Origin of the sequence: Amycolatopsis sp. NBC_00438, from assembly GCF_036026695.1 — a bacterium.
In the GTDB taxonomy this organism is placed as follows: domain Bacteria; phylum Actinomycetota; class Actinomycetes; order Mycobacteriales; family Pseudonocardiaceae; genus Amycolatopsis.
Genome location: NZ_CP107923.1, coordinates 961,013 through 981,850 on the forward strand (window position 1 = coordinate 961,013; position 20,838 = coordinate 981,850).

Here is a 20,838-nt window from a genome sequence, read left to right on the forward strand (position 1 = left end):
GTCAGCCCTTCACGGCGCCGGCCATGCCGGACACCAGCCGTCGTTGGACGAGGACGAAGAACACCAGCACCGGGATGGTCATCAGGGTGGACGACGCCATCACCGCGCCCCAGTCGGTGTCCTCCGGCTTGAAGAACACCAGGATCGCCTGCGGCAGCGTCTGGTTCTCGGTCTTGGAGATGATGAACGTCTTGGCGAACAGGAAGTCGTTCCACGCGTGGATGAACGCCAGCACGCTCACCGCCACCAGACCGGGCGCGACCAGTGGGAACAAGATCTGCCAGGTGAACCGCATCCGCGACGCGCCGTCGATCTTCGCCGCCTCTTCGAGCTCCACCGGTACCGCCGCGACGAACCCGCGCAGCATCCAGATCGCGAACGGCAGGCTGAACGCCAGGTGCACCAGTACCAGCGAACCCAGCTCGTTCAGCCCGAACGCCGGTGCCACGCCGCCGATCTGGCGCATCAGGAAGAACAAGGGGATGGTCAGCGCCTCCACCGGCACCATCTGCGCCACCAGGATCATCACCAGCAGCACGGTCCGGCCCTTGAACGAGAACCGCGTCAGCGCGACCGCCGAAAGGAACGACAGCAGCAGCGACAGCACCACGACGACCAGCGCCACCACCAGGCTGTTCAGGAAGAACCGCCCGAAGCCGGACACCGTGAGCACCCGCTGGAAGTTGTCGAACGACGGGCTGAACGTCCACGGCTTCGGGTTCGCCGACTGGATCTCGCCCGGTGGCTTGAACGCCGAGAGCAGCATCCAGTACAGCGGGAACGCGACGATCCCGGCGATCACGACCGTGACGATCTCGGCGATCAGCCGGCCGGGACGGCGAACGCGGCGTCGCGGGATCACAGCCATGCCGCGCTCCGGCGCTGCGAGCGGACGTAGAGCCCGGTGACCGACAGCAGCAACAGCGTCATGACGACTCCGATCGCCGAGCCCAGGCCGTATTCCTGACCGGCGAAGGCCTGCTGGTAGGCGTAGACGTTGAGGACCAGGTTGCGCCCGGCGACCCCGCCGCCGTTGGTCATCACGTAGATCTGGGTGAACACCTTGAAGTCCCAGATGATCGACTGGACGGTGGCGATCATCAGCAGCGGCCGCACCATCGGCAGCACGATCGTCCACGTCGAGCGCCACGCCGACGCGCCGTCGAGCGACGCGGCTTCGAGCACCTCGTCCGGGATGCCCTTGATCCCGGCGTACATCGTCACCATGACGAACGGGAACGAGCACCAGATCACCTCGGCGGCGACCAGGCCGAACGCGCCGAGCGTGCCGAACGTCCAGGAGTGGTGCTCGAAGGGCAGCCCGATGCCCGAGAGCACCTCGTTGACCAGGCCGAAGTCGGTGTCGAAGAGGAACAGCCAGACGTAGGAGCCGGCGATCGCCGGGGTCGACCACGCGCCGAGCGCGGCGAGGAACAGCAGCGTCCGGGGGAGCGAGCGCACCCGGCTCGCGAGGACCGCGAGCCCGGTGCCGACCAGCAGGCCGCCGAGCACGCAGGCCGCGGCGAACCCGATCGTGTTGCCGAGCACCGTCCAGAACTGCACCTGCGAGAGCAGGTCGGCGTAGTTCGCGAAACCTAGGTACACCAGCGGCGCGTTGCCCGCGGCCTGTGGCTGGCCGTAGTCGTAGAACGAGATCAGGACCAGCTCGTAGATCGGGTACGCGAGCAGCGCGGCGAGCAGGATCCCCGCGGGCAGCAGGTACAGGATCGCGGCCCGGCCGTCCCGCCGCCGTCGCGGCGCCTTGACGCGCGTCGCGACGGGACGGACTTGCTGTGCCACCACTACCCGAAGGCCTTGTCCATCGCGGCGGCGGCGTCGCTCAGCGCGGCGGCCGGATCCTTGCCGCCGGTGGCGACCTGCTGCACGGCGGTCGGCAGCACGTTCTGGCTGTCGATCTTGGACCACGCCGGCGTCGCCGGGACGAACTTCGTGCCCGCCTTGAGGGTGTCGACGAACGGCTTGAGGAACGGGTCGTTCGCGGCGATCTTCTGCTGGACGGTGCTCAGCGTCGGCAGGTTGCCCATCGCGGTGTACATCTTCTCCTGGTACTTCGCGCCGCCGAGCAGCTCGATGAACTCCAGCGCCAGGCCGCGGTGCTTGCTGGCGTTGAAGACGCCCAGCAGGTTGCCGCCGGCGAACGCCGGGGCGACGCTGCCCGCCGTGGTGCCCGGGATCGGCACGACCGCGTACTTGCCCTTGACCGCGCCCTGGTCGACGGCCTTGCGGTTGAAGTCGCCGCCGATCGTCATCCCGGCCTTGCCGCCGGCGAACGCCGTGACGCTCTGCGTGCCGGTCAGGTTCGCGCACTGCGCGGGCGGGCAGATGTCGTCCTTGAGCAGGTTCGCGTACTGCGTGAGGCCGGCCCTGGCCTGCTCACCGGTCACCGCCGACTTCCACTTGCCGTCGCTCTCCTGCGCCAGCTCGCCGCCGTTGGCCCAGAGGAACGGCAGCATCGCGTAGGTGTACTTGCCGCCGACGGAGATGCCGTAGAGATCGGGCTTCGCGGCGCGGATCCTGCGGGCGTCGTCGGTCAGCTCGGAGAGCGTCGTCGGCGGCGTGAGGCCCAGCTCGGTGAAGACGTCGGTGCGGTAGTACAACGCGCGGATGCCGGTGTACCAGGGCAGGCCGTAGGTCTTGCCGCCGGACTTCGCCGTGTCGACGACGGTCGGGATGAGGTCCTTGCCCTCGCTCCACGACGCGAGGTCGCCGGTCAGGTCGGCGAGCGCGCCGGTGGCGGCGTAGCTGGAGACGTCCGTGTTGCCGAACTCGGCGGCGTCCGGGGCGCTCGCCGGATCGGTGAAGGCGCCGGAGAACTTGTCGGCGCGGCCTTCGACCGGCACCCACTGGACGTCGACCTCGACGCCCTGGTGCGCGGCCTTGAACTCGGTGATCGCGTCCTTGACCGCCGCCTCCTTCGGCGCGCGGTTGGCTTCGTCGAACAGCCAGACGCGGACGGTGCCGGTCTTGTCGTCCCCGCCGTTGCTCGCGGGCGCGGACTGGGTGGGGGCGCAGCCGGCCAGCAACGCGAGGCCGGCGACGACGGGCAGGGTGCGGCGCAGTCTCATGGGTCCCTCCAGTGGGGTGCGCTCGTGAGTGGTTAGGGCGGTTAGAACCGCCCTAACCACTCACGAGGCTGGTGCTCAGACGAAGTAGGTGGAGTTGACGCTGCCGACGGCCAGGCTTCCGGCGACGGCGCCGGGCAGGCCGGTGGCAGGGTCGCGAGGCAGCCAGGTGACGGTGCCGGAGCGCTGGTTCGCGACGTAGAACCAGGCTTCGGCCGGGTCGAGGGACACGTGCCGCGGCCAGTTGCCGCCACTGGACACAGTGGACACCAGCTTGAGCGTGGCGCCGCCGCCGGAGACGGCGAACGTGGCCAGGGTGTTGGGCCCGCGGACGGTGGCGTAGACGAACTTCCCGTCGCGCGACACGGCGATCTCGCCGGGGTACAGGTCGCCGGTGCTGCCCGCGGGCACCGCCGGGACGACCGACAGGGCCTTCAGCGTGCCTGCCGCGGCGTCCCAGCTCGCCACCGTGATCTCGGGACGCAGCTCCTGCACGATGTAGGCGAACTTCCCGGTGGGGTCGAACACGAGGTGCCGCGGCCCGGCGCCGGTGGGCAGCTTCAGCTGCTGGTGCTGCGAAAGCTTCCCGGTGGCGACGTCGAGCGTGTAGACGTACACCGAGTCCGCGCCGAGGTCGACCGAGAGGACCCAGCGGCCGCTCGGGTCGTTGACGACCTGGTGCGCGTTCGGCGCGCGGTCGGTTCCCCGGTGCTGGGCCAGATCCGTGGCGGTGCCGAGTTTCCCGCCGGCCAGGATCGGCAGCACCACGACGCTGCCGGTGCCGTAGTTGGCCGCCAGCACGAACTTCCCGCTCGAGTGCACGCTCAGGTGCGTCGGCGCGCTGCCCTTCGACGAGACCTTGTTGAGCGGCTTCGGGTTCGTGACGTCGGTGATGTCCAGCGCCGAGACGAAGCCGTTCGGGTCACCTTCGTTGGTGACGTACAGCGTCTTGCCGTCGGCGCCGCGGCCGAACCAGGACGTGTCGCTGATCCCCGGCACCGTGCGGACCCGGGTCAGCGCGGCGCCGGAACGGCTCGTGACGTCCAGGCCGTGGCCGTCCGCTCCGGTGGTGTAACTGCCGACGTACACCGTGGCTCCAGCGGTGCAGACCTGCGCGGCGGCGGACGCGAACTGCGCGCCGAGGACGGTGGCGGCGCCGGCGGCACCGGCCGCGCCGAGGAACGTGCGACGGGAAAGCTCGGCCATCGTGGTGTCTCCCAAGGGTATCGGTGACGGCGAACGTGGCGGCGTATCGGTCCAGTGTAGTCGAAAATCGCTTGTGGTCTAGACCACGAGCATGGCCAGTGCGGCGACCGCGAAGCCCGACACCGAAAGCACGGTTTCCAGCGCGGTCCACGTCTTCAGCGTCTCCGGGACGGTCATCCCGAAGTAGCGCGAGACGATCCAGAACCCGCCGTCGTTGACGTGCGAGGCGATGATCGACCCGGCCGAGATGGCCACGACGATGAGCGCCAGCTGCGCTTGGGAGTAGTGCAGCTCGGCGACGGTCGGCGCGACGATGCCGCTCGTGGTCACGATGGCCACCGTCGCGGATCCCTGGGCGATCCGCATGCCGCAGCTGATCACGTACGAGGCGAGGATCACCGGCAGCCCGGCGTCCCCCAGCGACTTGGCGACGGCGGTACCGATGCCGGTGGCCGAGAGCACCGCGCCGAAGAACGCGCCCGCGCCGACGACCAGCAGGATCATCGCGACCGGCCGCAGCGCCGCGGCGGACAGCTCGCCGAGCTGCTTGCCGTTGATCCCGCGCCGGTGCCCGAGCAGCCACGACGCCAGGAGCACCGCGATGGTCAGCGCGACCGCGGGCGTCCCGATGAACGCGGCGACCCCGGCCAGCGTCGAGCCCTTGGGCAGCCAGATGCTGCCGAACGTGCCGGCCAGGATCAGCACCAGCGGCACCGCGATGATGCCGCCGACCAGGCCGAGCGACGGCGGGTTCCCGTCCTCGTCGTCGGCGCCGCCCAGGTCCGCGAACTCCTCGGGGATCTTGATGTCGATCTTCTTGCCGATCCACGTCGAGTACAGGATGCCGCCGACGAACCACGCCGGGATGCCGCAGATGGCACCCATCAGGATGATCCAGCCGAGGTCGACGTGCAGCAGCCCGGCGGCCGCGACCGGCCCGGGGTGCGGCGGCAGGAACGCGTGCGTGATCGACAGGCCCGCCAGCAGCGGCAGGGCGTAGAGCACCAGCGAGCGGCCGCCCTGCTTGGCGGCGGCGTAGACCAGCGGCGCGAGCACGAAGATGCCGATGTCGAAGAACACCGGGATGCCGAAGATCAGGCCCGACACGCCCATCGCCAGCGGGGCGCGCTTCTCGCCGAACGCCCGCAGCAGCGACGACGTCAGCACGCGGGCGCCGCCGGACTTCTCCAGGATCGACCCGAGCAGCGTGCCGAGCCCGATGATCGCGGTGATGTGCCCGAGGATGCTGCCGAACCCCTTTTCCAGCAAGGAGTCCGACGTCTTCTGGGCGGTGCCGACGAGGGTGCCGACCGGCAGGCCGGCGGCGAGCGCGGTGAGCAGGCTGACCACGATCAGGGCGATGAACGGCTCGACCTTGACCTTGATGATCAACAGCAACAGCAGGGCGATCGAGACGGCGGCGAGGGTGAGGAGCCCGCCCGTGGTGTGTTGCAGCCAGTGGATCATCGGGTTCTCCCGGGATTGCGCAGGGACGCACCGGCGAGGGCGCCGGTGGGACGGCCGTCGTCGAGGGCGGCGACGCCGTTGACGAACACGTGCGTGAAACCCGCGGCGGCCTGCCGCGGGTCGTCGAAGGTGGCGGTGTCGGTGACCGACTCCGGGTCGAACAGGACGAGATCGGCGGCGTACCCGGCGCGGACGAGCCCGCGGTCGGTCAGCCGCAGCCGGCGCGCGGCCCGCCCGGTGAGGTGGGCGACGCACTCGGCGAGGTCCAGCACGCCCAGTTCGCGGACGTACCGGGCCAGGTAACGGGGGAACGTGCCCCAGGCCCGCGGGTGCGGGCGGGCGCCGACGAGCAGGCCGTCGCTGCCGCCGGTGTGCGTCCGGTGGCGCATGATCGCCTGGACGTTCTCCTCGTGCCCGACGTGCATCAGGCAGGACGTGCCGAGGCGCTCGTCGAGCAGCGTGTCGAAGTACAGTGCCGCCGGTTCGCGGCCCGCGGCGCGCGCCGAACCGGCGACACTGTGCCCCACCAGGTGGGCGTTGTGGTCGTTGCGGACGCCGTTGATCTCGATGGCGTCCCAGTCGATCGGGACGCCGTGCGCGCCGTCCGAACCGGACTCCTCGATCTCGGCCCGGATCCGCTCGCGGGTGTCCGCGTCGGACAACCGGGCCAGGGTGGCGTCGAGCCCGCCTTCGGTGGCCCAGCTCGGCAGCAGCGCGGACAGGTAGGTCGCGCCCGGCAGGTACGGGTAGGTGTCGAGGGTGACGTCGCAGCCGTCGTCGAGGGCGTCGTCCAGCAGCTCGAGCAGGTCGGGCGCTTTGCCCTTGTTCACCGAGAAGTTCATCGTCGCGTGGGCCAGGTGCAGCGGGCAGCCCGACCGCCGGGAGACGTCGATCATCTCGGCGAACGCCTCCAGCGCGCCCTTGCCGTAGCTGCGGTGGTGCGGGCTGTAGAAACCGCCGCCTTCGCCGACCACGCGGCACAGCTCGACCAGTTCGCCCGTGTCGGCGTACATCCCCGGGGTGTAGGTGAGGCCCGACGACATCCCCATCGCGCCCTCGGCCAGGCCGGTCGCGACCAGCTCCTTCATCCGGGTCAGCTCGGCGTCGGTGGCCGGGCGGTCGTCCCAGCCGACGGCGAGCATCCGCACGGTGCCCTGCGGCACGAGGTAGGCGGCGTTGACGGCGACGCCCTGGTCCAGGCGGTCGAGGTACTCGCCGACCGAGCGCCAGTTCCAGTCGAAGCCCGCCGGGTCGTCGTTCCAGCCCGCGAGCTGCTGGCGCAGCGCCGCGAGGACGACGTCGTCGACCGGGGCGTAGGACAGCCCGTCCTGGCCCAGCACCTCGGTGGTGACACCCTGGGTGATCTTGGCCGGGTGGTCCGGGTTGGCCAGCAGCTGCAGGTCGGAGTGCGAATGCATGTCGATGAACCCGGGCGCGAGCACCAGGCCGTCGGCGTCGATGTTCCGGTTCCCGGCCAGCGAACCGGCTTCCGCGACGCTCGCGATCCGGTCGCCGGTGATGCCGACGTCGTGGCGCGTGAGCGCGTCCCCGGTACCGTCGGCGACCAGTGCGCCGCGGAAGACGACGTCCATCAGAACCACGTCCGGACGAGGTCGACGACGGTTTCGCCGTCGGCCGCCGTCACCGGCAGGAGCGGCCACTTGTCGAAGACCGTGCACGGATGCGAGAGGCCGAGCCCGATCCAGTCGCCGACCTCGACCGGCGACCCGGCGGGCAGCGTGAGGAAGGTGTGCTGGTCGTTCATCTTCGTGATGACGTGGTTTTCGAGAGGTTCCGCGGGGCCGCGCGGGGTGCGGCGCAGCTGCGGCTCCGGCATGCCTTCGTCGAACGAGGCGTCCCGCTTGCCGATGGTCAGCAGCGCGAGGGTGTCCGACGGCTTGGACGTCACCTGGGCCCACGCCCGCAGGGCCGGGCGGAACGACTCGACGTCGTCGATGCGCGGGTGCTCGCCGAGCGGGGAGATCTCGCGGTAGAAGCCGTCGTCGTGGGTGATGTAGGCGCCGCTGCGCAGCACCGGGAGCACGTCGAGGCCGTCCGGCCACGGCTTGGTGAGTTCGTTCGCCACCTGGTCGAAATACGCACTGCCGCCGGCGGTGACGATGATCTGGCCTTCGAGGAGTCCCTTGTCCGCGAAAGTGATCGCGAGGTCACGCAGACCCTCCACATAGGAGCTGATCTTGGTGAGCGCGGCGTCGTCGGTGCCGTGCGAGAGCGCGCCCTCGTAACCGCCGGTGCCGCGCAGCCGCAGCGCCGGGCTGGCGTGCACCGCTTCCGCGACGGCCAGCGCGGTCGCGGTGTCGCGGACGCCGGTGCGGCCGCCGTCGGCGCCCAGCTCGAGGAGGACGTCCACCGGCCGCCCGGTGCCTTCGAGAGCCTCGGTCATCAGCTCCACGCCGCGGACGGAGTCGACCCAGCAGATGAATTCGAACGAGGGATCGGCGGCCAGTTCGGCCGCCAGCCAGCGCAGGCCGCTCGGGTCGAGAAGCTGGTTGGCCAGCAGGATCCGCGAGACGCCGAACGCGCGGTAGATCCGCAGCTGCCCGGCGTTGGCGCAGGTGAAGCCCCACGCGCCGTGCTCGATCTGGCGGGCGAACAGCTGCGGGGCCATCGTCGTCTTGCCGTGCGGGGCGAGCACGACGCCGCGGGCGGCGCACCAGGCGGCCATCGTCCGCAGGTTGTGTTCGAGGGCTTCGTCGTCGAGCACCACGAAGGGCCCGAAGAACCCGTCGGTGAACAGGTTGAGCCGCCGCTCCGCGGCCTCGCTCAGCGTGAGCCCGCTCAGCGCGGGCGCGGCCGAGCGGAACCGCCAGTCGACGCGCTCCTGGTGGAGGGCGTCGAGCGCGGCGGTGTCGATCGAGCAGGGGGCGGGTGTGTTCATCGGCGGCGACCTCGGTTGCGTATGTTGCAACGACTGTTGCGCATTTTGAGTGCCATAGGTGTAGCATCCGGGTCGCCACAGGTCAACGGGGTGAACGACAGGGGAGACGGAAAGTGACAAGCGGGCCCGAAGTCCTCTGCGTCGGCGAGACGATGGCGCTGTTCGTGCCCGCCGAACCCGGCCCGCCGGACGAGGTGCGCCAGTGGACTCGCACCATCGGCGGCGCCGAGTCGAACGTGGCCTGCCACCTGCCCGCGCTCGGTGTCCCGAGCGGCTGGGTGAGCGCGGTCGGCGACGACCCGTTCGGTCGCGCGATGCTCCGCGAGATCGCCTCGGCCGGCGTCGACGTCAGCGCGTGTTCCGTCGACCCGGTGCGCCCGACCGGGCTCTACATCAAGGAAAGCGGCGCCGGCGGCAGCCCCGTCCGCTACTACCGCGCCGGCTCGGCGGCGTCCGGGATGGGCCCCTCGCTGCTGGATCGGCTCGATCTCGACGGCGTCCGCGTGCTGCACCTGTCCGGCATCACCCCGGCGCTGTCCGACAGCTGCCTCGCGCTGGTGCGCGCGCTGCTGGACGCGCCCCGCGGCGACCGGCTCGTCTCCTTCGACGTCAACCTGCGGCCCGCCTTGTGGGCCGGACGCGACCCCCGCCTGCTCGCGGACCTGGCCGGGCAGGCCGACATCGTCCTCACCGGCGACGACGAGGCCCAGCACGTGTGGGGGACCGGCGACCCGGTTTCGCTGCGGGCCCTCCTGCCGGGCCCGCGCACGCTGGTCGTCAAGCACGGCGAACGCGGCGCGACCCTGGTCGAAGGCGAGCCGCTGTTCGCGCCAGCGTTGCGCGTCGACGTCGTCGAACCGGTCGGCGCCGGCGACGCGTTCGCCGCGGGCTTCCTGGCCGCGACCCTGCGCGGCGCTTCGCCACTGGAACGGCTGCGCCGGGGCCACCTCCAGGCCGCCGCAACCCTGCTCACCCACGACGACGTCGGCGTACCGCTGCCGCACACGGTCGTGGATACCCTGCTGCACGCGGACCCGGACGAGTGGAGTTCGGCGCGGCTGACCGGAGAGGGTGTGGTGCGCACGTGAGTCAAAGCTTGGACCGGGCGCTGACGTTGCTGAACTCGATCGCGAAGGACGCGCGCACCCTCGACGACCTCGCCGAGGAGATCGGCGTCCACAAGTCGACGGTGCTGCGCCTGCTGCGCACCCTCGAACAGCACCACTTCGTCCGCCGCGAGGGCACCCGGTACTACCGGCTCGGCAGCGCGATGTTCGACCTCGCCAACCAGGCCCTCGACTCGATCGACGTCCGGCGCAGCGCCCAGCCCGCGCTCGCCGCGCTCAACGCCCGCACCGGGCACACCGTGCACCTGGCCAGCTACGACGACGGCGAAGTCGTCTACATCGACAAGTACGAGGGCCGCCACTCGGTGCGGATGTACTCGCGCGTCGGCAAGCGCGCGCCGCTGCACTGCACCGCCGTGGGCAAGGTCCTGGTCGCCGCGATGCCTTCCGCGAAACGCGAGGAGATCGCGCGGTCCATGGAGTACCCGGTGCTGACACCCAACACGATCACCACGCCGGAGGACTACCTCGCCGAGCTGGACCGGGTCGCGCAGCTCGGGTACGCCGTCGACAACGCCGAGCACGAGGACTTCATCCACTGCGTCGCGGCGCCGGTGCGCGGCGCGGACGGCGAAGTCCTGGCCGCCGCGTCGATGTCGGTGCCGAAGGTGCTGCTCGACTACGAAGGCCTGCTCGCGCTGGTCCCGGACCTGCGGGCCGCGACCGACGAAGCTTCCGTCCACAGTGGATGGACGGGGAACGGAAAGGGGCACTGATGAGCAAGACGGCAGTTTCCACCGAGAACGCGCCGAAGCCGCCGGCGAAGTTCTCGCAGGCCGTCCGCAAGGGAAACCTGCTGCAGGTCGCGGGCCAGGTGGCCTTCGACCCGGCCACGAACGAGATCGTCGGCGACGACGTCGCGGGCCAGACCCGGCAGACGTTCAAGAACATCGAAGCCGTGCTCAAGGAAGCGGGCTCGAGCCTCGCCGACGCGATCATGGTGCGCGTCTACCTCACCGACACCGCGCACTTCGCGCCGTTCAACGAGGTCTACAACGAGCTCATCGGCGAGGGCCCGCACGCCGCCCGCACGACGGTGTACGTCGGCCTCCCGGGCGAGCTGCTCGTCGAGATCGACGTGCTCTGCGTGCTGGACTGAGGTCTTCCCCGGGGCCGGCTTCCCGGCCCCGGGGGATCAGCCCAGGACGCTCGTGTAGCCGTTGATCGCGGGCTGCCCGCCGAGGTGGGCGTAGAGCACGTTCGAGCCACTTCCGATTTCACCCCGGCCGACCAGGTCGAGGAGTCCCGCCATGGATTTTCCTTCGTAGACCGGGTCGGTGATCATCCCCTCCAGCCGGGCGCAGGTCTCGATCGCGTCCACAGTGGACTGGTCGGGGATGCCGTAGATCCCGGCGTGGTACCGGTCGTCCAGCTCGACGTCCGCGATCTCGCCGGCGCCGATCAGCTCCGCGGTGTTCCGCGCGATGCGCGTGACCTGTTCGCGGGTCTCGTCCGGCTTGGCGGAGGCGTCGATGCCCAGGATGCGCCGTGGTTTGCCGCTCAGCGCGGCCCCGGCGACCATCCCGCCCTGGGTGCTGCCGGTGACCGAGCAGACGATCACGGTGTCGAAGAAGACGCCCAGTTCTTCTTCCTGCGCTTCGAGCTCGACGATCCAGTTCGCGAAACCGAGCCCGCCGAGGCGGTGGTCCGACGCACCGGCCGGGATCGCGTACGGCTTCCCACCGCCGGCCTCGATCTCCGCGACGGCGTCCTCCCACGCCTGCTTGAACCCGATGCCGAAGCCGGCGTCGACCAGCCGGACGTCCGCGCCGAGGAGCCGCGAGAGCTGGATGTTGCCGACCTTGTCGTAGAGCGGGTCGTGCCAGTCGACCCAGCTTTCCTGCACCAGCACGGCCTTCAGCCCGGCGCGCGCCGCGGCGGCCGCGACCTGCCGGGTGTGGTTGGACTGGACACCGCCGATCGAGACGAGCGTGTCGGCGCCTTCTTTCAGAGCGTCCGCGACGAGGTACTCCAGCTTGCGGGTCTTGTTGCCGCCGTAGGCGAGCCCGGAGTTGACGTCTTCGCGCTTGGCCCAGACCTTCGCGCCGCCGAGGTGGCCGGTGAGCCGTTCCAGGGGGTGCACCGGCGACGGGCCGAAGAGCAGCGGGAAACGCGGGAAGTCGGCGAGGGTCATCGGTCCTCCAGCAGGTCGGTCCAGATGGTCGAGATCACGGAGACCGCCGTGTCGGTGTCGCGCTTCTCGAGGGCGTCGATGAGCCGCGTGTGGCGGTCCACCGAGTTCCAGGCGAGCGCCGAGCTGAACCGCGCGTGTTCGAGACGGCGCAGCAGCGGTGTGTAGCGGTCGAGGGTGGCGGCCACGGCCGCGTTCCCGGCCAGCCGGACCGGGACGTCGTGCAGCTCGTCGTCCGCTCGGACGGCCGCCGCGATGTCGCCGGCCTCGATCGCCGCGGCGAAGCGGTCGTTGGCCGCGCGCATCGCGGCGACGTCTTCCCGCCGGACCTTAGGCACGGCCTGGCGGACGGCGAACTCGTGCAGCAGCCGGACGATCTCGCGAGCGTCGGTGACGTCGGGGGACATCACCTCGGAGACGCGCGTGTAACTCTGCGGCTTGGAGTCGACGAGACCGTCGTCGGCCAGCCGCAGCAGGGCCTGGCGGATGGGGGCCTTCGACAGGCCGAGCTGCTCGGCGAGATCGGCGTCCCGGAGCGGGGCGCCGGGCGGCAGCGAACCGTCGACGATCGCGTGGCGGATGCGGTCGTACGCCTCGTCGCGCAGCAGTGGGCGAGTGACCTTCGAGAGACTCACATCTAACATGTTAGATGTCACGAGGCTCGCCCGGCAAGAACTTCGGCCGAGTCGAGTGTGTCCATGCGGTGGGCGCCGAGATCGTCTTCGTCACCGGCGCCGAGCCGAAGCCGTCCACAGGCACGCCGTGATGTGGACAACCGAGCCCGGGCCACCGCCTTTTCCGGGTCCCGTCGGGCGCCCCCGGTAAACTGGACTGGGGACGCCCCCCGGAGAGGGCGGGGGCTGGGTTGGGCGGGGCCCGCCCGGGGATCTGTGTCAGTAGACGGGGCCGGTGTACTTTTCGCCGGGGCCCTGACCGGGGGCGTCGGGCACGGCCGAGGCTTCGCGGAAGGCCTTCTGGAGGGACTGCAGGCCGTCGCGCAACGGGCCCGCGTGCAGGCCGAGGTACTCGGCGGACGCCGTGATGAGGCCGGCCAGCGCGGTGATCAGGCGGCGCGCCTCGTCGAGGTCGCGGTGCGGGGACGTCGCCGGGTCGGCGTCGGCGAGACCGAGGCGTTCGGCGCCGGCCGACAGCAGCATGACGGCCGCGCGGCTGATCACCTCCACGCTGGGGATGTCCTCGAGGTGGCGCGCTTCGGGGGAATAGGGGGGCTGTTCGGAGGGTTGATCAGACACGTCTGGTACTCTTCCACCTGCGACCAGCTCCCGAGTGATCGGGGGCGGCAAGTGGAGCCCCGCTCCCACCCGCGTCACCGCTCAGGTGTCCGGGTCCGGTCTCGCCCGGACTGCAAGTCCAGGGTGAAGTACCCGGCTTAGCGGCCGGATGCGATCGGAAACAGAGTGGGCCCCGCACACCGCATCGGTGTCGGGGCCTTCGCTATGTGGGCACCAGGTCGAAACGAGAACAGGAAACATTCCTCGGACCAAGGAGGCCCCATCAGCTCCGAGACACGCATCAACGACCGAATCCGGGTGCCGGAGGTCCGACTCGTCGGACCCGCCGGTGAACAGGTCGGCATCGTCCGGATCGAAGATGCGCTGCGCCTGGCGCAAGAGAACGATCTCGACCTCGTCGAGGTCGCGCCGCAGGCCCGCCCGCCCGTGTGCAAGCTCATGGACTTCGGCAAGTTCAAGTACGAGAGCGCGCAGAAGGCCCGCGAGTCGCGTCGCAACCAGCAGCTGACCGTCATCAAGGAACAGAAGCTGCGCCCCAAGATCGACCAGCACGACTACGAGACCAAGAAGGGTCACGTGTCGCGCTTCCTGGCGGCGGGCAACAAGGTCAAGGTCACGATCATGTTCCGCGGCCGCGAGCAGTCCCGGCCGGAGCTCGGCTACCGGCTGCTGCAGAAGCTCGCCGAAGACGTCACGGAGCTCGGCTTCGTCGAGTCGTCGGCCAAGCAGGACGGTCGCAACATGATCATGGTGCTGGCCCCGCACAAGAACGTGAAGCCGAAGGCCAAGGTCGAGCCGGTTCCCGAATCGGTCCCCGAGGCGTAAGGCGCCGACCAGCACATGTCAGCGGCTCACCGGAGTATCCGGTGAGCCGCCGCACGAAAGAGGACTCGAAATGCCGAAGATGAAGACCCACAGCGGGACGTCCAAGCGCGTCCGCGTCACGGGCACGGGCAAGCTGCGTCGTCAGAAGGCCGGCCGTCGGCACCTGATGGAGAAGAAGTCCAACCGCCTCACGCGCCGGCTCGAGGGCACCACCGAGATCGCCAAGCCCGACACCGGTCGCGTCAAGCGCCTCCTCGGCCGCTGACCCGAACTTGCTCTAACCACCCGGGGCGCCCCGTCGCCCCCTGAGATCGACAGGATGGACCCGTGGCACGCGTCAAGCGGGCGGTCAACGCCCAGAAGAAGCGTCGCGCAACTCTCGAACTGGCCAGCGGCTACCGCGGCCAGCGTTCGCGGCTGTACCGCAAGGCCAAGGAGCAGACGCTTCACTCGCTGAACTACGCCTACCGGGACCGTCGTGCCCGCAAGGGTGACTTCCGTCGCCTGTGGGTCACCCGCATCAACGCGGCCGCCCGCGAGAACGGTGTGACCTACAACCGGTTCATCCAGGGCATCAAGGCCGCGGGTGTCGAGGTCGACCGCAAGATCCTCGCGGACCTCGCCGTCAACGACGCCGTCGCCTTCACCGCGCTGGCCGAGCTCGCCAAGGCCAACGTGAACACCGAAGCGAAGTCGGCCTGACCGGCAGCTTTCCCCGACCCGGGGTGGATCCGTTCACCGAACGGACCCCCCGGGTCGTTGCTGCGCGCAAGCTGACCCGGCGCGCGGACCGGGACAAGACCGGCCGGTTCCTGGCCGAGGGCGCCAACGCGGTCGAAGCCGCCCTGGCGAACGGAACGGTGCACGAGCTGTTCGTGACGCCTCGCGCGGCCGCCCAGCACGCGAACCTGGTCGACGCCGCCCGCGCGGCCGGCGTCCCGGTCTCGCCGATCACCGACCGCGCCGCTGACGGCCTGTCCGAAACCGTGACACCCCAAGGCATCGTGGCGGTCTGCGCGCTCCTCGACCGTCCACTCGAGACGGCCGTGACCCCGGCAGCCCGCCTGGTGGTGGTGCTGGTGGACGTCGCCGACCCGGGCAACGCGGGCACGGTGATCCGCGTGGCGGACGCGGCGGGCGCCGACGCGGTCGTCCTGGCGGGCGACACGGTCGACCCCCACAACGGCAAGTGCGTCCGAGCGGCCGCGGGCAGCCTGTTCCACCTCCCGATCACCCGGGTCCGGGACGTGTCGGCCGCGCTGAAGGCGTGTTCGGCGGCGGGCCTGCGCACGTTCGCGGCCCACGGCTACGCCGACGCCGAACTCGATCGGGTGGACTTGACCGAGCCGACGGCCTGGGTGTTCGGCAACGAGGCCCACGGCCTCTCGGAAGCGGTCCTGGCCGAGGCGGACCTGGCGGTCCGCATCCCGCTGTACGGCAAAGCGGAGAGCCTCAACCTGGCCACGGCGGCCGCGGTCTGCGTGTACACGAGCGCGATGGCGGCCCACCGCTGAGCCGAGGGCCGGCATCCTCGTCCCAGCCAGCCAGCCAGCCAGCCAGCCAGCCAGCCAGCCAGCCAGCCAGCCAGCCAGCCAGCCAGCCAGCCAGCCAGCCAGCCAGCCAGCCAGCCAGCGCGCGACGTTTGGTGCCATTTGCGTGGGCGGGCGTCAGTCTCTCCGTCACCCTTCGCGGGATCTTCGTGCTTGATCACGCCGACGTCCCCTCGCCCGGCCCCGCCGACCCGCCGACCAGCGGTTTCGTTCCGTGCGACCGTAATCCGCGCCTTCTGACCTGGTCAGCGTTCAGTCCTGTCAGGCCCGCGCCCGGGCACGGACCGGCGCCGCCCGAGGGCGACCAAGGGCGCCCTGACCCGATCCCATAGACTTTTCTTGCCTTTGACCTCTCGTGCGCCGCGTTGTCCGGCGGAGCACGAACGACCAGTCCCAGCGGACGCCGAGGAGTTATGTCCGGAGCCAAGGAGAAGGAAGCCCAGGGCGGCGCGGTTCTCGCCCCCGAGACGCTGCAGGAGGCCGTCAAGGCCGCCGAAGCGGCGTTCGCCGCCGCGACCGGGCTCGATGCGCTGGCCGAGGTCAAGCCCGCGCATCTCGGTGACCACTCGCCGCTGCTGCTGGCGCGCCGCGAGATCGGCGCCCTGCCCAAGCAGGAGAAGGCCGAAGCCGGCAAGCGCGTCAACGAGGCCCGCCAGGCGGTCCAGTCGGCCTTCGACACCCGCCGCGCCGAGCTCCAGGTGGAGCGCGACGAGCGCGTGCTGCGCGAAGAAGCCGTCGACGTCACCCTCCCGTGGGACCGCGTCCCGCGCGGTGCCCGGCACCCGATCACCACCGTCTCCGAGCGTGTCGCCGACGCGTTCATCGCGATGGGTTACGAGGTCGCCGAAGGCCCCGAGCTCGAAGCCGAGTGGTTCAACTTCGACGCGCTGAACTTCGGCAAGGACCACCCCGCGCGCCAGCTGCAGGACACCTTCTACGTCGGCGAGGAGGACTCCGGCCTGGTGCTGCGCACGCACACCTCGCCCGTCCAGGCCCGCACCCTGCTGCACCGCGACCTGCCCGTGTACGTCGTGTGCCCCGGCCGGACGTACCGCACCGACGAGCTCGACTCGACCCACACCCCGGTGTTCACCCAGGTCGAGGGCCTCGCGGTGGACAAGGGCATCACCATGGCGCACCTCAAGGGCACGCTGGACGCCTTCGCCCGCGCGATGTTCGGCGAGCACTCCAAGACCCGGCTGCGCCCGCACTTCTTCCCGTTCACCGAGCCGTCTGCCGAGGTGGACGTCTGGTTCGAGGAGAAGAAGGGCGGTCCCGGCTGGGTCGAGTGGGGCGGCTGCGGCATGGTCAACCCCAACGTCCTGCGCGCCTGCGGCGTCGACCCCGAGGTGTACTCGGGCTTCGCCTTCGGCATGGGTATCGAGCGCACCCTGCAGTTCCGCAACGGGATCCCGGACATGCGCGACATGGTGGAAGGCGACGTCCGCTTCACCCTTCCCTTCGGAACGGAGGCGTAGTGCGAGTCCCAGTCAGCTGGCTGACCGAACACCTCGACGTGGGCGAGGAGATCACGCCGCAGGACCTGGCCGACGCGTTCATCCGGATCGGGATCGAGGTCGACGACCTCCGCGAGCTCGGGCCGGTCACCGGTCCGCTGGTCGTCGGCCGGGTGGCCGAGATCGAGGAACTGACCGAGTTCAAGAAGCCGGTCCGCTTCTGCCGCGTCGACGTCGGCGAGGTCGCCGACGAGTCCGACGAGCTCGAAGAGCAGGACGACGAGGACGAAGACGAGGACGAAGACGGCGAGTTCGACGAGGGCCCGCACGGCATCAAGACCCGCGGCATCATCTGCGGCGCGCGCAACTTCACCGAAGGTGACCTGGTCGTCGTCGCGCTGCCCGGCGCGGTGCTGCCGGGCGACTTCGCCATCGCCTCCCGCAAGACCTACGGCCGCATCAGCGACGGCATGATCTGCTCGGCGCGCGAACTCGGCCTCGGGGAAGACCACACCGGCATCCTGGTGCTGCCGCCGGGCACCGCGAGCCCGGGCGACGACGGCCAGGAGCTGCTCGCCCTGAACGACACGGTGATCGAGCTCGCACCGACCCCGGACCGCGGCTACGCGCTGTCGGTCCGCGGCCTGGCCCGTGAGCTGTCGAACGCCCTCGACGTGCCTTTCGGCGACCCGGCACTGCTGGAGGTCCCGGTGGCCGAGGGTGACGCGTGGCCGGTCCACGTCGAAGACCCCGAAGGCTGCCCGCGGTTCGTGCTGCGCCGGGTCACCGGCCTGGACTCGACCGCGCCGACCCCGTGGTGGATGCGGCGCCGGCTGATGCTGGCCGGCATCCGGTCCATCTCCCTGGCCGTCGACGTCACCAACTACGTGATGCTCGAGCTCGGGCACCCGCTGCACGCGTTCGCCACCAAGGCCATCCAGGGCGACCTGGTGGTGCGCAAGGCGAAGCCGGGCGAGAAACTGACCACGCTGGACGACGTCGAGCGCACGCTCGACCCGGACGACGTGGTCATCGCCGACGACAGCGGCGTCATCTCGCTGGCCGGCACCATGGGTGGCGCCAGCACCGAGATCACGCCGGAGAGCACGGACGTGCTGCTCGAAGCGGCGCACTGGAACCCGGCTTCGATCAGCCGCACGGCCCGGCGCCACAAGCTGTTCTCCGAGGCGGCCAAGCGGTTCGAGCGGTTCACCGACCCGCAGCTGTGCGGGCCGGCGGTCGAGCTGGCAGCCCGGCTGCTGCGCCAGTACGGCGACGCCGCCATCCGCCCCGGCCGCACCGACGAGGGCACGGTTGAGCCGAACCCGCCGGTCCGGATGCCGATCAACCTGCCCGACAAGATCGCGGGCGTGAACTACCAGCGCGGCGTGACCGTCCGCCGGCTCAGCCAGATCGGCTGCAAGGTCACGGTCAGCACGGGCGACGACGGCACCGGCCTCGTCACGGCGATCCCGCCGAGCTGGCGCGGCGACCTGCGCCAGCCCGCCGACCTCGTCGAAGAGGTGCTGCGGCTCGAGGGCTACGACAGCATCCCGTCGACGCTGCCCGCCGCCCCGGCCGGCCGCGGCCTGTCCGACGGCCAGCGGCGCGTCCGCAGCGTCGCGCGAGCCCTGGCCGAGGCCGGGTACGTCGAGGTGCGGCCGTTCCCGTTCGTCGGCGACGCGGTGTGGGACGCCTTCGGGCTCCCGGAGGACGACGTCCGCCGCAACGCCGTGCTGGTGCGCAACCCGCTGGAGGCCGAGCGCAACAAGCTGGCCACCACGCTGCTGCCGGGCCTGCTCGACACGCTGCAGCGCAACGTTTCGCGCGGGATGAAGGACGTGGCGCTGTTCCACGTCGGCCAGGTCGTGCTCCCCTCGCCGAACCCGCTGAAGATGCCCGTGCTGGGCGTCGACCGCCGCCCGACCGACGAGGAACTGGCCGTTCTCGAAGAGGCCGTGCCGAAGCAGCCGCTGCACGTCGCCGTCGTGCTCGCCGGCCAGCGCCACCGCGCCGGCTGGTGGGGCAAGGGCGAGCAGGCGAACTGGGCCGACGCGGTGCAGGCCGCCCGGACGATCGCCGAGGCCGCCGGGGTCGAGCTCACCACGCAGGCCACCGACCTGCCGCCGTGGCACCCGGGCCGCTGCGCCCAGCTGCGGGTCGGCGACTGGCCGGTCGGTCACGCGGGCGAACTGCACCCCAAGGTCGTCGAGGCGCTCGGCCTGCCGCCGCGCACCGTGGCGATGGAGCTCGACCTCGACGCGATCCCGCTGCCGGACTCCCGGCCGGCGCCGAGCGTGTCCGGCTACCCGCCGGTGCTGCTCGACGTCGCTTTGGTCGCGAACGCGGACGTCCCGTCCGCCGACCTCGCCGCGGTGCTGCGTTCCGGGGCGGGCGAGCTGCTCGAGGACATCACGCTGTTCGACGCGTACGCGGGCGAGCAGGTCGGCGAAGGCAAGAAGTCGCTGGCCTACAAGCTGCGCTTCCGCGCCCCGGACCGGACGCTGACCGTCGACGAGGCGACCAAGGCCCGCGACGCCGCGGTCGCCGCGGCGGGCGAACGGTTCGAAGCCACCCTGCGCTAGCTGTATGAGGCCATGACGTTCGTGACGCCTGTGTCGAGCCGGGAGGCTGGTGGCTGATCTCCGGCGGCAGTGTGTGGTCGATGGTAGTTGTAGTGCACGTTCCAGACGTTCAGGGCCGCCGTGCGTTGCTGTTCGCTGGTCCAGACGCGGGCGTAGAGGAACTCTTCGGCCAGGATCCGGTTGTAGCGTTCGACTTTGCCGTTGTGGCGTGGGGTGTAGGGCGTGATCCGCTGGTGGCGGGCGCCGCGCAGGACGGTGGCGAAGTCGTGGGCGCGGTAGCAGGCGCCGTTGTCGGTGACCAGGCGGTGGATGTGGGTGATGCCGTGGGCCGCGAAGAATGCCCGCGCGCGGTGGACGAATCCGATCGCGGTGCGGGCTTTCTCGTCGGGCAGGGCTTCGGTGTAGGCCAGGCGGGAGTAACCGTCGACGGCGGAGTGCAGATGGGTGTAGCGGGCCCGCTCGCCGCGGATCTTGCCTCGGGCGACGAGTTTGTCTTGGTCGCTGCCTTTGCCGTGGACCCGCCAGCCACCACCGTCGGGGATCTGGCCGGTCTTCTTCACATCCAGGTGGACCATGTGCCCTGGCCAGCGGGCGATGATCCGCCGTGGCTCCCGGTTGCTCTGCCCGGTGGGGTCGAGGAACCGGCGCCGGTTGAGGCCGAGGTGAAGCAGGTGCCGTCCGACGGTGCGCACCGAGATGGTCACGCCCTCGGCGGCCAGCTCGGTGGCGATGCGACGGGCGGAGTACTTCCGATCCCGGCGGAGCTGCTCGATCCGGGTCACCACCTGCCCTGGGGTGGCTGTGGGCTGCTGGTGCGGGACGCTGGGCCGGTCGGTCAGGCTGTTCTCGCCGTGGCGCCGGTAGCGGTTGACCCACTTGCTGGCGCATTGCCGTGAGATGCCCATCTCGGCGGCGACGTGCGCGATCGGGCGGGTCTGGCAGCGCTGCACGAGCCGGCGGCGGCCTTCGACTGACAGTGGGGCATTACGGTGGTGCATGGACGGGTCTTTCTCTTCGGCGGGACGAGTGGGTCGCACTTCTCATCCTGCCGCCGAAAGACCCGTCCCTCAGTCTCAGGCCCTGCCAGCCGTCACCAACGTCATGACCCGCAACAGCTAGCTGTTCTGTCCGAAGAGGGGCCGGGAAACCGGCCCCTCTTTCGCGTCCGGCCCACGCCGACCGGACGACGGCAACCGGCCGAAGCGGAACGTCGACGACCCGGCGCAGCCCGAGCACCACGGCGTCCCGCCAAGCG

The 20,838-nt window shown here is 70.7% G+C and carries 20 protein-coding genes; 9 read left to right on the forward strand and 11 right to left on the reverse strand.

Annotated features, from left to right (window positions below):
* Nucleotide 1 precedes the first annotated feature (1 nt).
* The 7 genes from OG494_RS04620 to OG494_RS04650 all read right to left on the reverse strand — a co-directional run bounded on the left by OG494_RS04620 (nt 2) and on the right by OG494_RS04650 (nt 8,655).
* Complete coding sequence (locus OG494_RS04620) at nt 2–868, reverse strand: carbohydrate ABC transporter permease (RefSeq protein WP_328452258.1); 867 nt, start codon at nt 866–868, stop codon at nt 2–4.
* Nucleotides 859–1,803 (reverse strand): carbohydrate ABC transporter permease, encoded by a 945-nt coding sequence (locus OG494_RS04625; protein WP_328452260.1) that lies wholly within the window; start codon nt 1,801–1,803, stop codon nt 859–861. The genes OG494_RS04620 and OG494_RS04625 overlap by 10 nt, the downstream gene beginning before the upstream one ends.
* Nucleotides 1,803–3,086, reverse strand: a complete 1,284-nt coding sequence (locus tag OG494_RS04630) for an extracellular solute-binding protein (RefSeq protein ID WP_328452262.1) — start codon at nt 3,084–3,086, stop codon at nt 1,803–1,805. The genes OG494_RS04625 and OG494_RS04630 overlap by 1 nt, the downstream gene beginning before the upstream one ends.
* A 75-nt stretch (nt 3,087–3,161) precedes the next feature.
* A complete protein-coding gene (locus tag OG494_RS04635) occupies nt 3,162–4,289 on the reverse strand; it encodes a lactonase family protein (RefSeq protein ID WP_328452264.1) in 1,128 nt (375 codons plus the stop codon).
* A 78-nt stretch (nt 4,290–4,367) separates the two neighbouring features.
* Nucleotides 4,368–5,756 carry a GntP family permease gene (locus tag OG494_RS04640; RefSeq protein ID WP_328452266.1) on the reverse strand — a complete coding sequence of 463 codons (1,389 nt, stop codon included), beginning with the start codon at nt 5,754–5,756 and terminating at the stop codon, nt 4,368–4,370.
* Nucleotides 5,753–7,348, reverse strand: coding sequence for an N-acyl-D-amino-acid deacylase family protein (locus OG494_RS04645; RefSeq protein WP_328452268.1), 1,596 nt, complete (start codon nt 7,346–7,348; stop codon nt 5,753–5,755). The genes OG494_RS04640 and OG494_RS04645 overlap by 4 nt, the downstream gene beginning before the upstream one ends.
* Nucleotides 7,348–8,655 (reverse strand): amino acid deaminase, encoded by a 1,308-nt coding sequence (locus OG494_RS04650; RefSeq protein ID WP_328452270.1) that lies wholly within the window; start codon nt 8,653–8,655, stop codon nt 7,348–7,350. Before OG494_RS04650 ends, OG494_RS04645 begins: the two co-directional genes overlap by 1 nt.
* Nucleotides 8,656–8,768: 113 nt before the next feature.
* Here OG494_RS04650 and OG494_RS04655 point away from each other — a divergent pair, with 113 nt between their 5' ends.
* The 3 genes from OG494_RS04655 to OG494_RS04665 are packed head-to-tail and all read left to right on the forward strand — an operon-like array spanning nt 8,769 to nt 10,881.
* On the forward strand, nt 8,769–9,743 hold the full coding sequence (locus OG494_RS04655; RefSeq protein ID WP_328452272.1) for a sugar kinase: 975 nt from the start codon (nt 8,769–8,771) through the stop codon (nt 9,741–9,743).
* The gene (locus tag OG494_RS04660) at nt 9,740–10,498 is read left to right on the forward strand and encodes an IclR family transcriptional regulator (RefSeq protein WP_328452273.1); all 759 of its coding nucleotides are present in this window, start codon (nt 9,740–9,742) and stop codon (nt 10,496–10,498) included. The genes OG494_RS04655 and OG494_RS04660 overlap by 4 nt, the downstream gene beginning before the upstream one ends.
* Nucleotides 10,498–10,881: a RidA family protein gene (locus OG494_RS04665; RefSeq protein ID WP_323337905.1), complete on the forward strand. Its 384-nt coding sequence runs from the start codon at nt 10,498–10,500 to the stop codon at nt 10,879–10,881. The genes OG494_RS04660 and OG494_RS04665 overlap by 1 nt, the downstream gene beginning before the upstream one ends.
* A 36-nt stretch (nt 10,882–10,917) precedes the next feature.
* Here the strand turns inward: OG494_RS04665 and OG494_RS04670 are convergent, their stop codons facing one another.
* The 3 genes from OG494_RS04670 to OG494_RS04680 all read right to left on the reverse strand — a co-directional run bounded on the left by OG494_RS04670 (nt 10,918) and on the right by OG494_RS04680 (nt 13,166).
* Nucleotides 10,918–11,916 carry a 1-aminocyclopropane-1-carboxylate deaminase gene (locus OG494_RS04670; RefSeq protein ID WP_328452275.1) on the reverse strand — a complete coding sequence of 333 codons (999 nt, stop codon included), beginning with the start codon at nt 11,914–11,916 and terminating at the stop codon, nt 10,918–10,920.
* Complete coding sequence (locus OG494_RS04675) at nt 11,913–12,548, reverse strand: GntR family transcriptional regulator (RefSeq protein WP_442874380.1); 636 nt, start codon at nt 12,546–12,548, stop codon at nt 11,913–11,915. Before OG494_RS04675 ends, OG494_RS04670 begins: the two co-directional genes overlap by 4 nt.
* A gap of 258 nt (nt 12,549–12,806) precedes the next feature.
* A complete protein-coding gene (locus tag OG494_RS04680) occupies nt 12,807–13,166 on the reverse strand; it encodes a DUF1844 domain-containing protein (RefSeq protein WP_328452279.1) in 360 nt (119 codons plus the stop codon).
* 204 nt (nt 13,167–13,370) lie between these two features.
* Between OG494_RS04680 and infC the strand changes: the two genes are divergently transcribed.
* From infC to pheT, 6 genes are all read left to right on the forward strand, one after another.
* A complete protein-coding gene (gene infC / locus OG494_RS04685) occupies nt 13,371–13,991 on the forward strand; it encodes a translation initiation factor IF-3 (RefSeq protein WP_247064421.1) in 621 nt (206 codons plus the stop codon).
* Nucleotides 13,992–14,061: 70 nt separating this feature from the next.
* A complete protein-coding gene (rpmI, locus tag OG494_RS04690) occupies nt 14,062–14,256 on the forward strand; it encodes a 50S ribosomal protein L35 (protein WP_247054035.1) in 195 nt (64 codons plus the stop codon).
* A gap of 62 nt (nt 14,257–14,318) precedes the next feature.
* Nucleotides 14,319–14,693 (forward strand): 50S ribosomal protein L20, encoded by a 375-nt coding sequence (gene rplT / locus OG494_RS04695; RefSeq protein WP_247054033.1) that lies wholly within the window; start codon nt 14,319–14,321, stop codon nt 14,691–14,693.
* Between the two features lie 23 nt (nt 14,694–14,716).
* Nucleotides 14,717–15,505, forward strand: a complete 789-nt coding sequence (locus tag OG494_RS04700) for a TrmH family RNA methyltransferase (RefSeq protein ID WP_328452282.1) — start codon at nt 14,717–14,719, stop codon at nt 15,503–15,505.
* A gap of 449 nt (nt 15,506–15,954) precedes the next feature.
* Entirely contained in the window at nt 15,955–17,019 is a 1,065-nt protein-coding gene (pheS, locus tag OG494_RS04705) for a phenylalanine--tRNA ligase subunit alpha (RefSeq protein WP_328452284.1), read from the forward strand.
* Complete coding sequence (gene pheT, locus OG494_RS04710; protein ID WP_328452286.1) at nt 17,019–19,583, forward strand: phenylalanine--tRNA ligase subunit beta; 2,565 nt, start codon at nt 17,019–17,021, stop codon at nt 19,581–19,583. Before pheS ends, pheT begins: the two co-directional genes overlap by 1 nt.
* Here the strand turns inward: pheT and OG494_RS04715 are convergent.
* Nucleotides 19,580–20,581, reverse strand: a complete 1,002-nt coding sequence (locus OG494_RS04715; protein ID WP_328452288.1) for an IS481 family transposase — start codon at nt 20,579–20,581, stop codon at nt 19,580–19,582. The two genes, pheT and OG494_RS04715, sit on opposite strands and share 4 nt — an antisense overlap.
* Nucleotides 20,582–20,838: the final 257 nt, after the last annotated feature.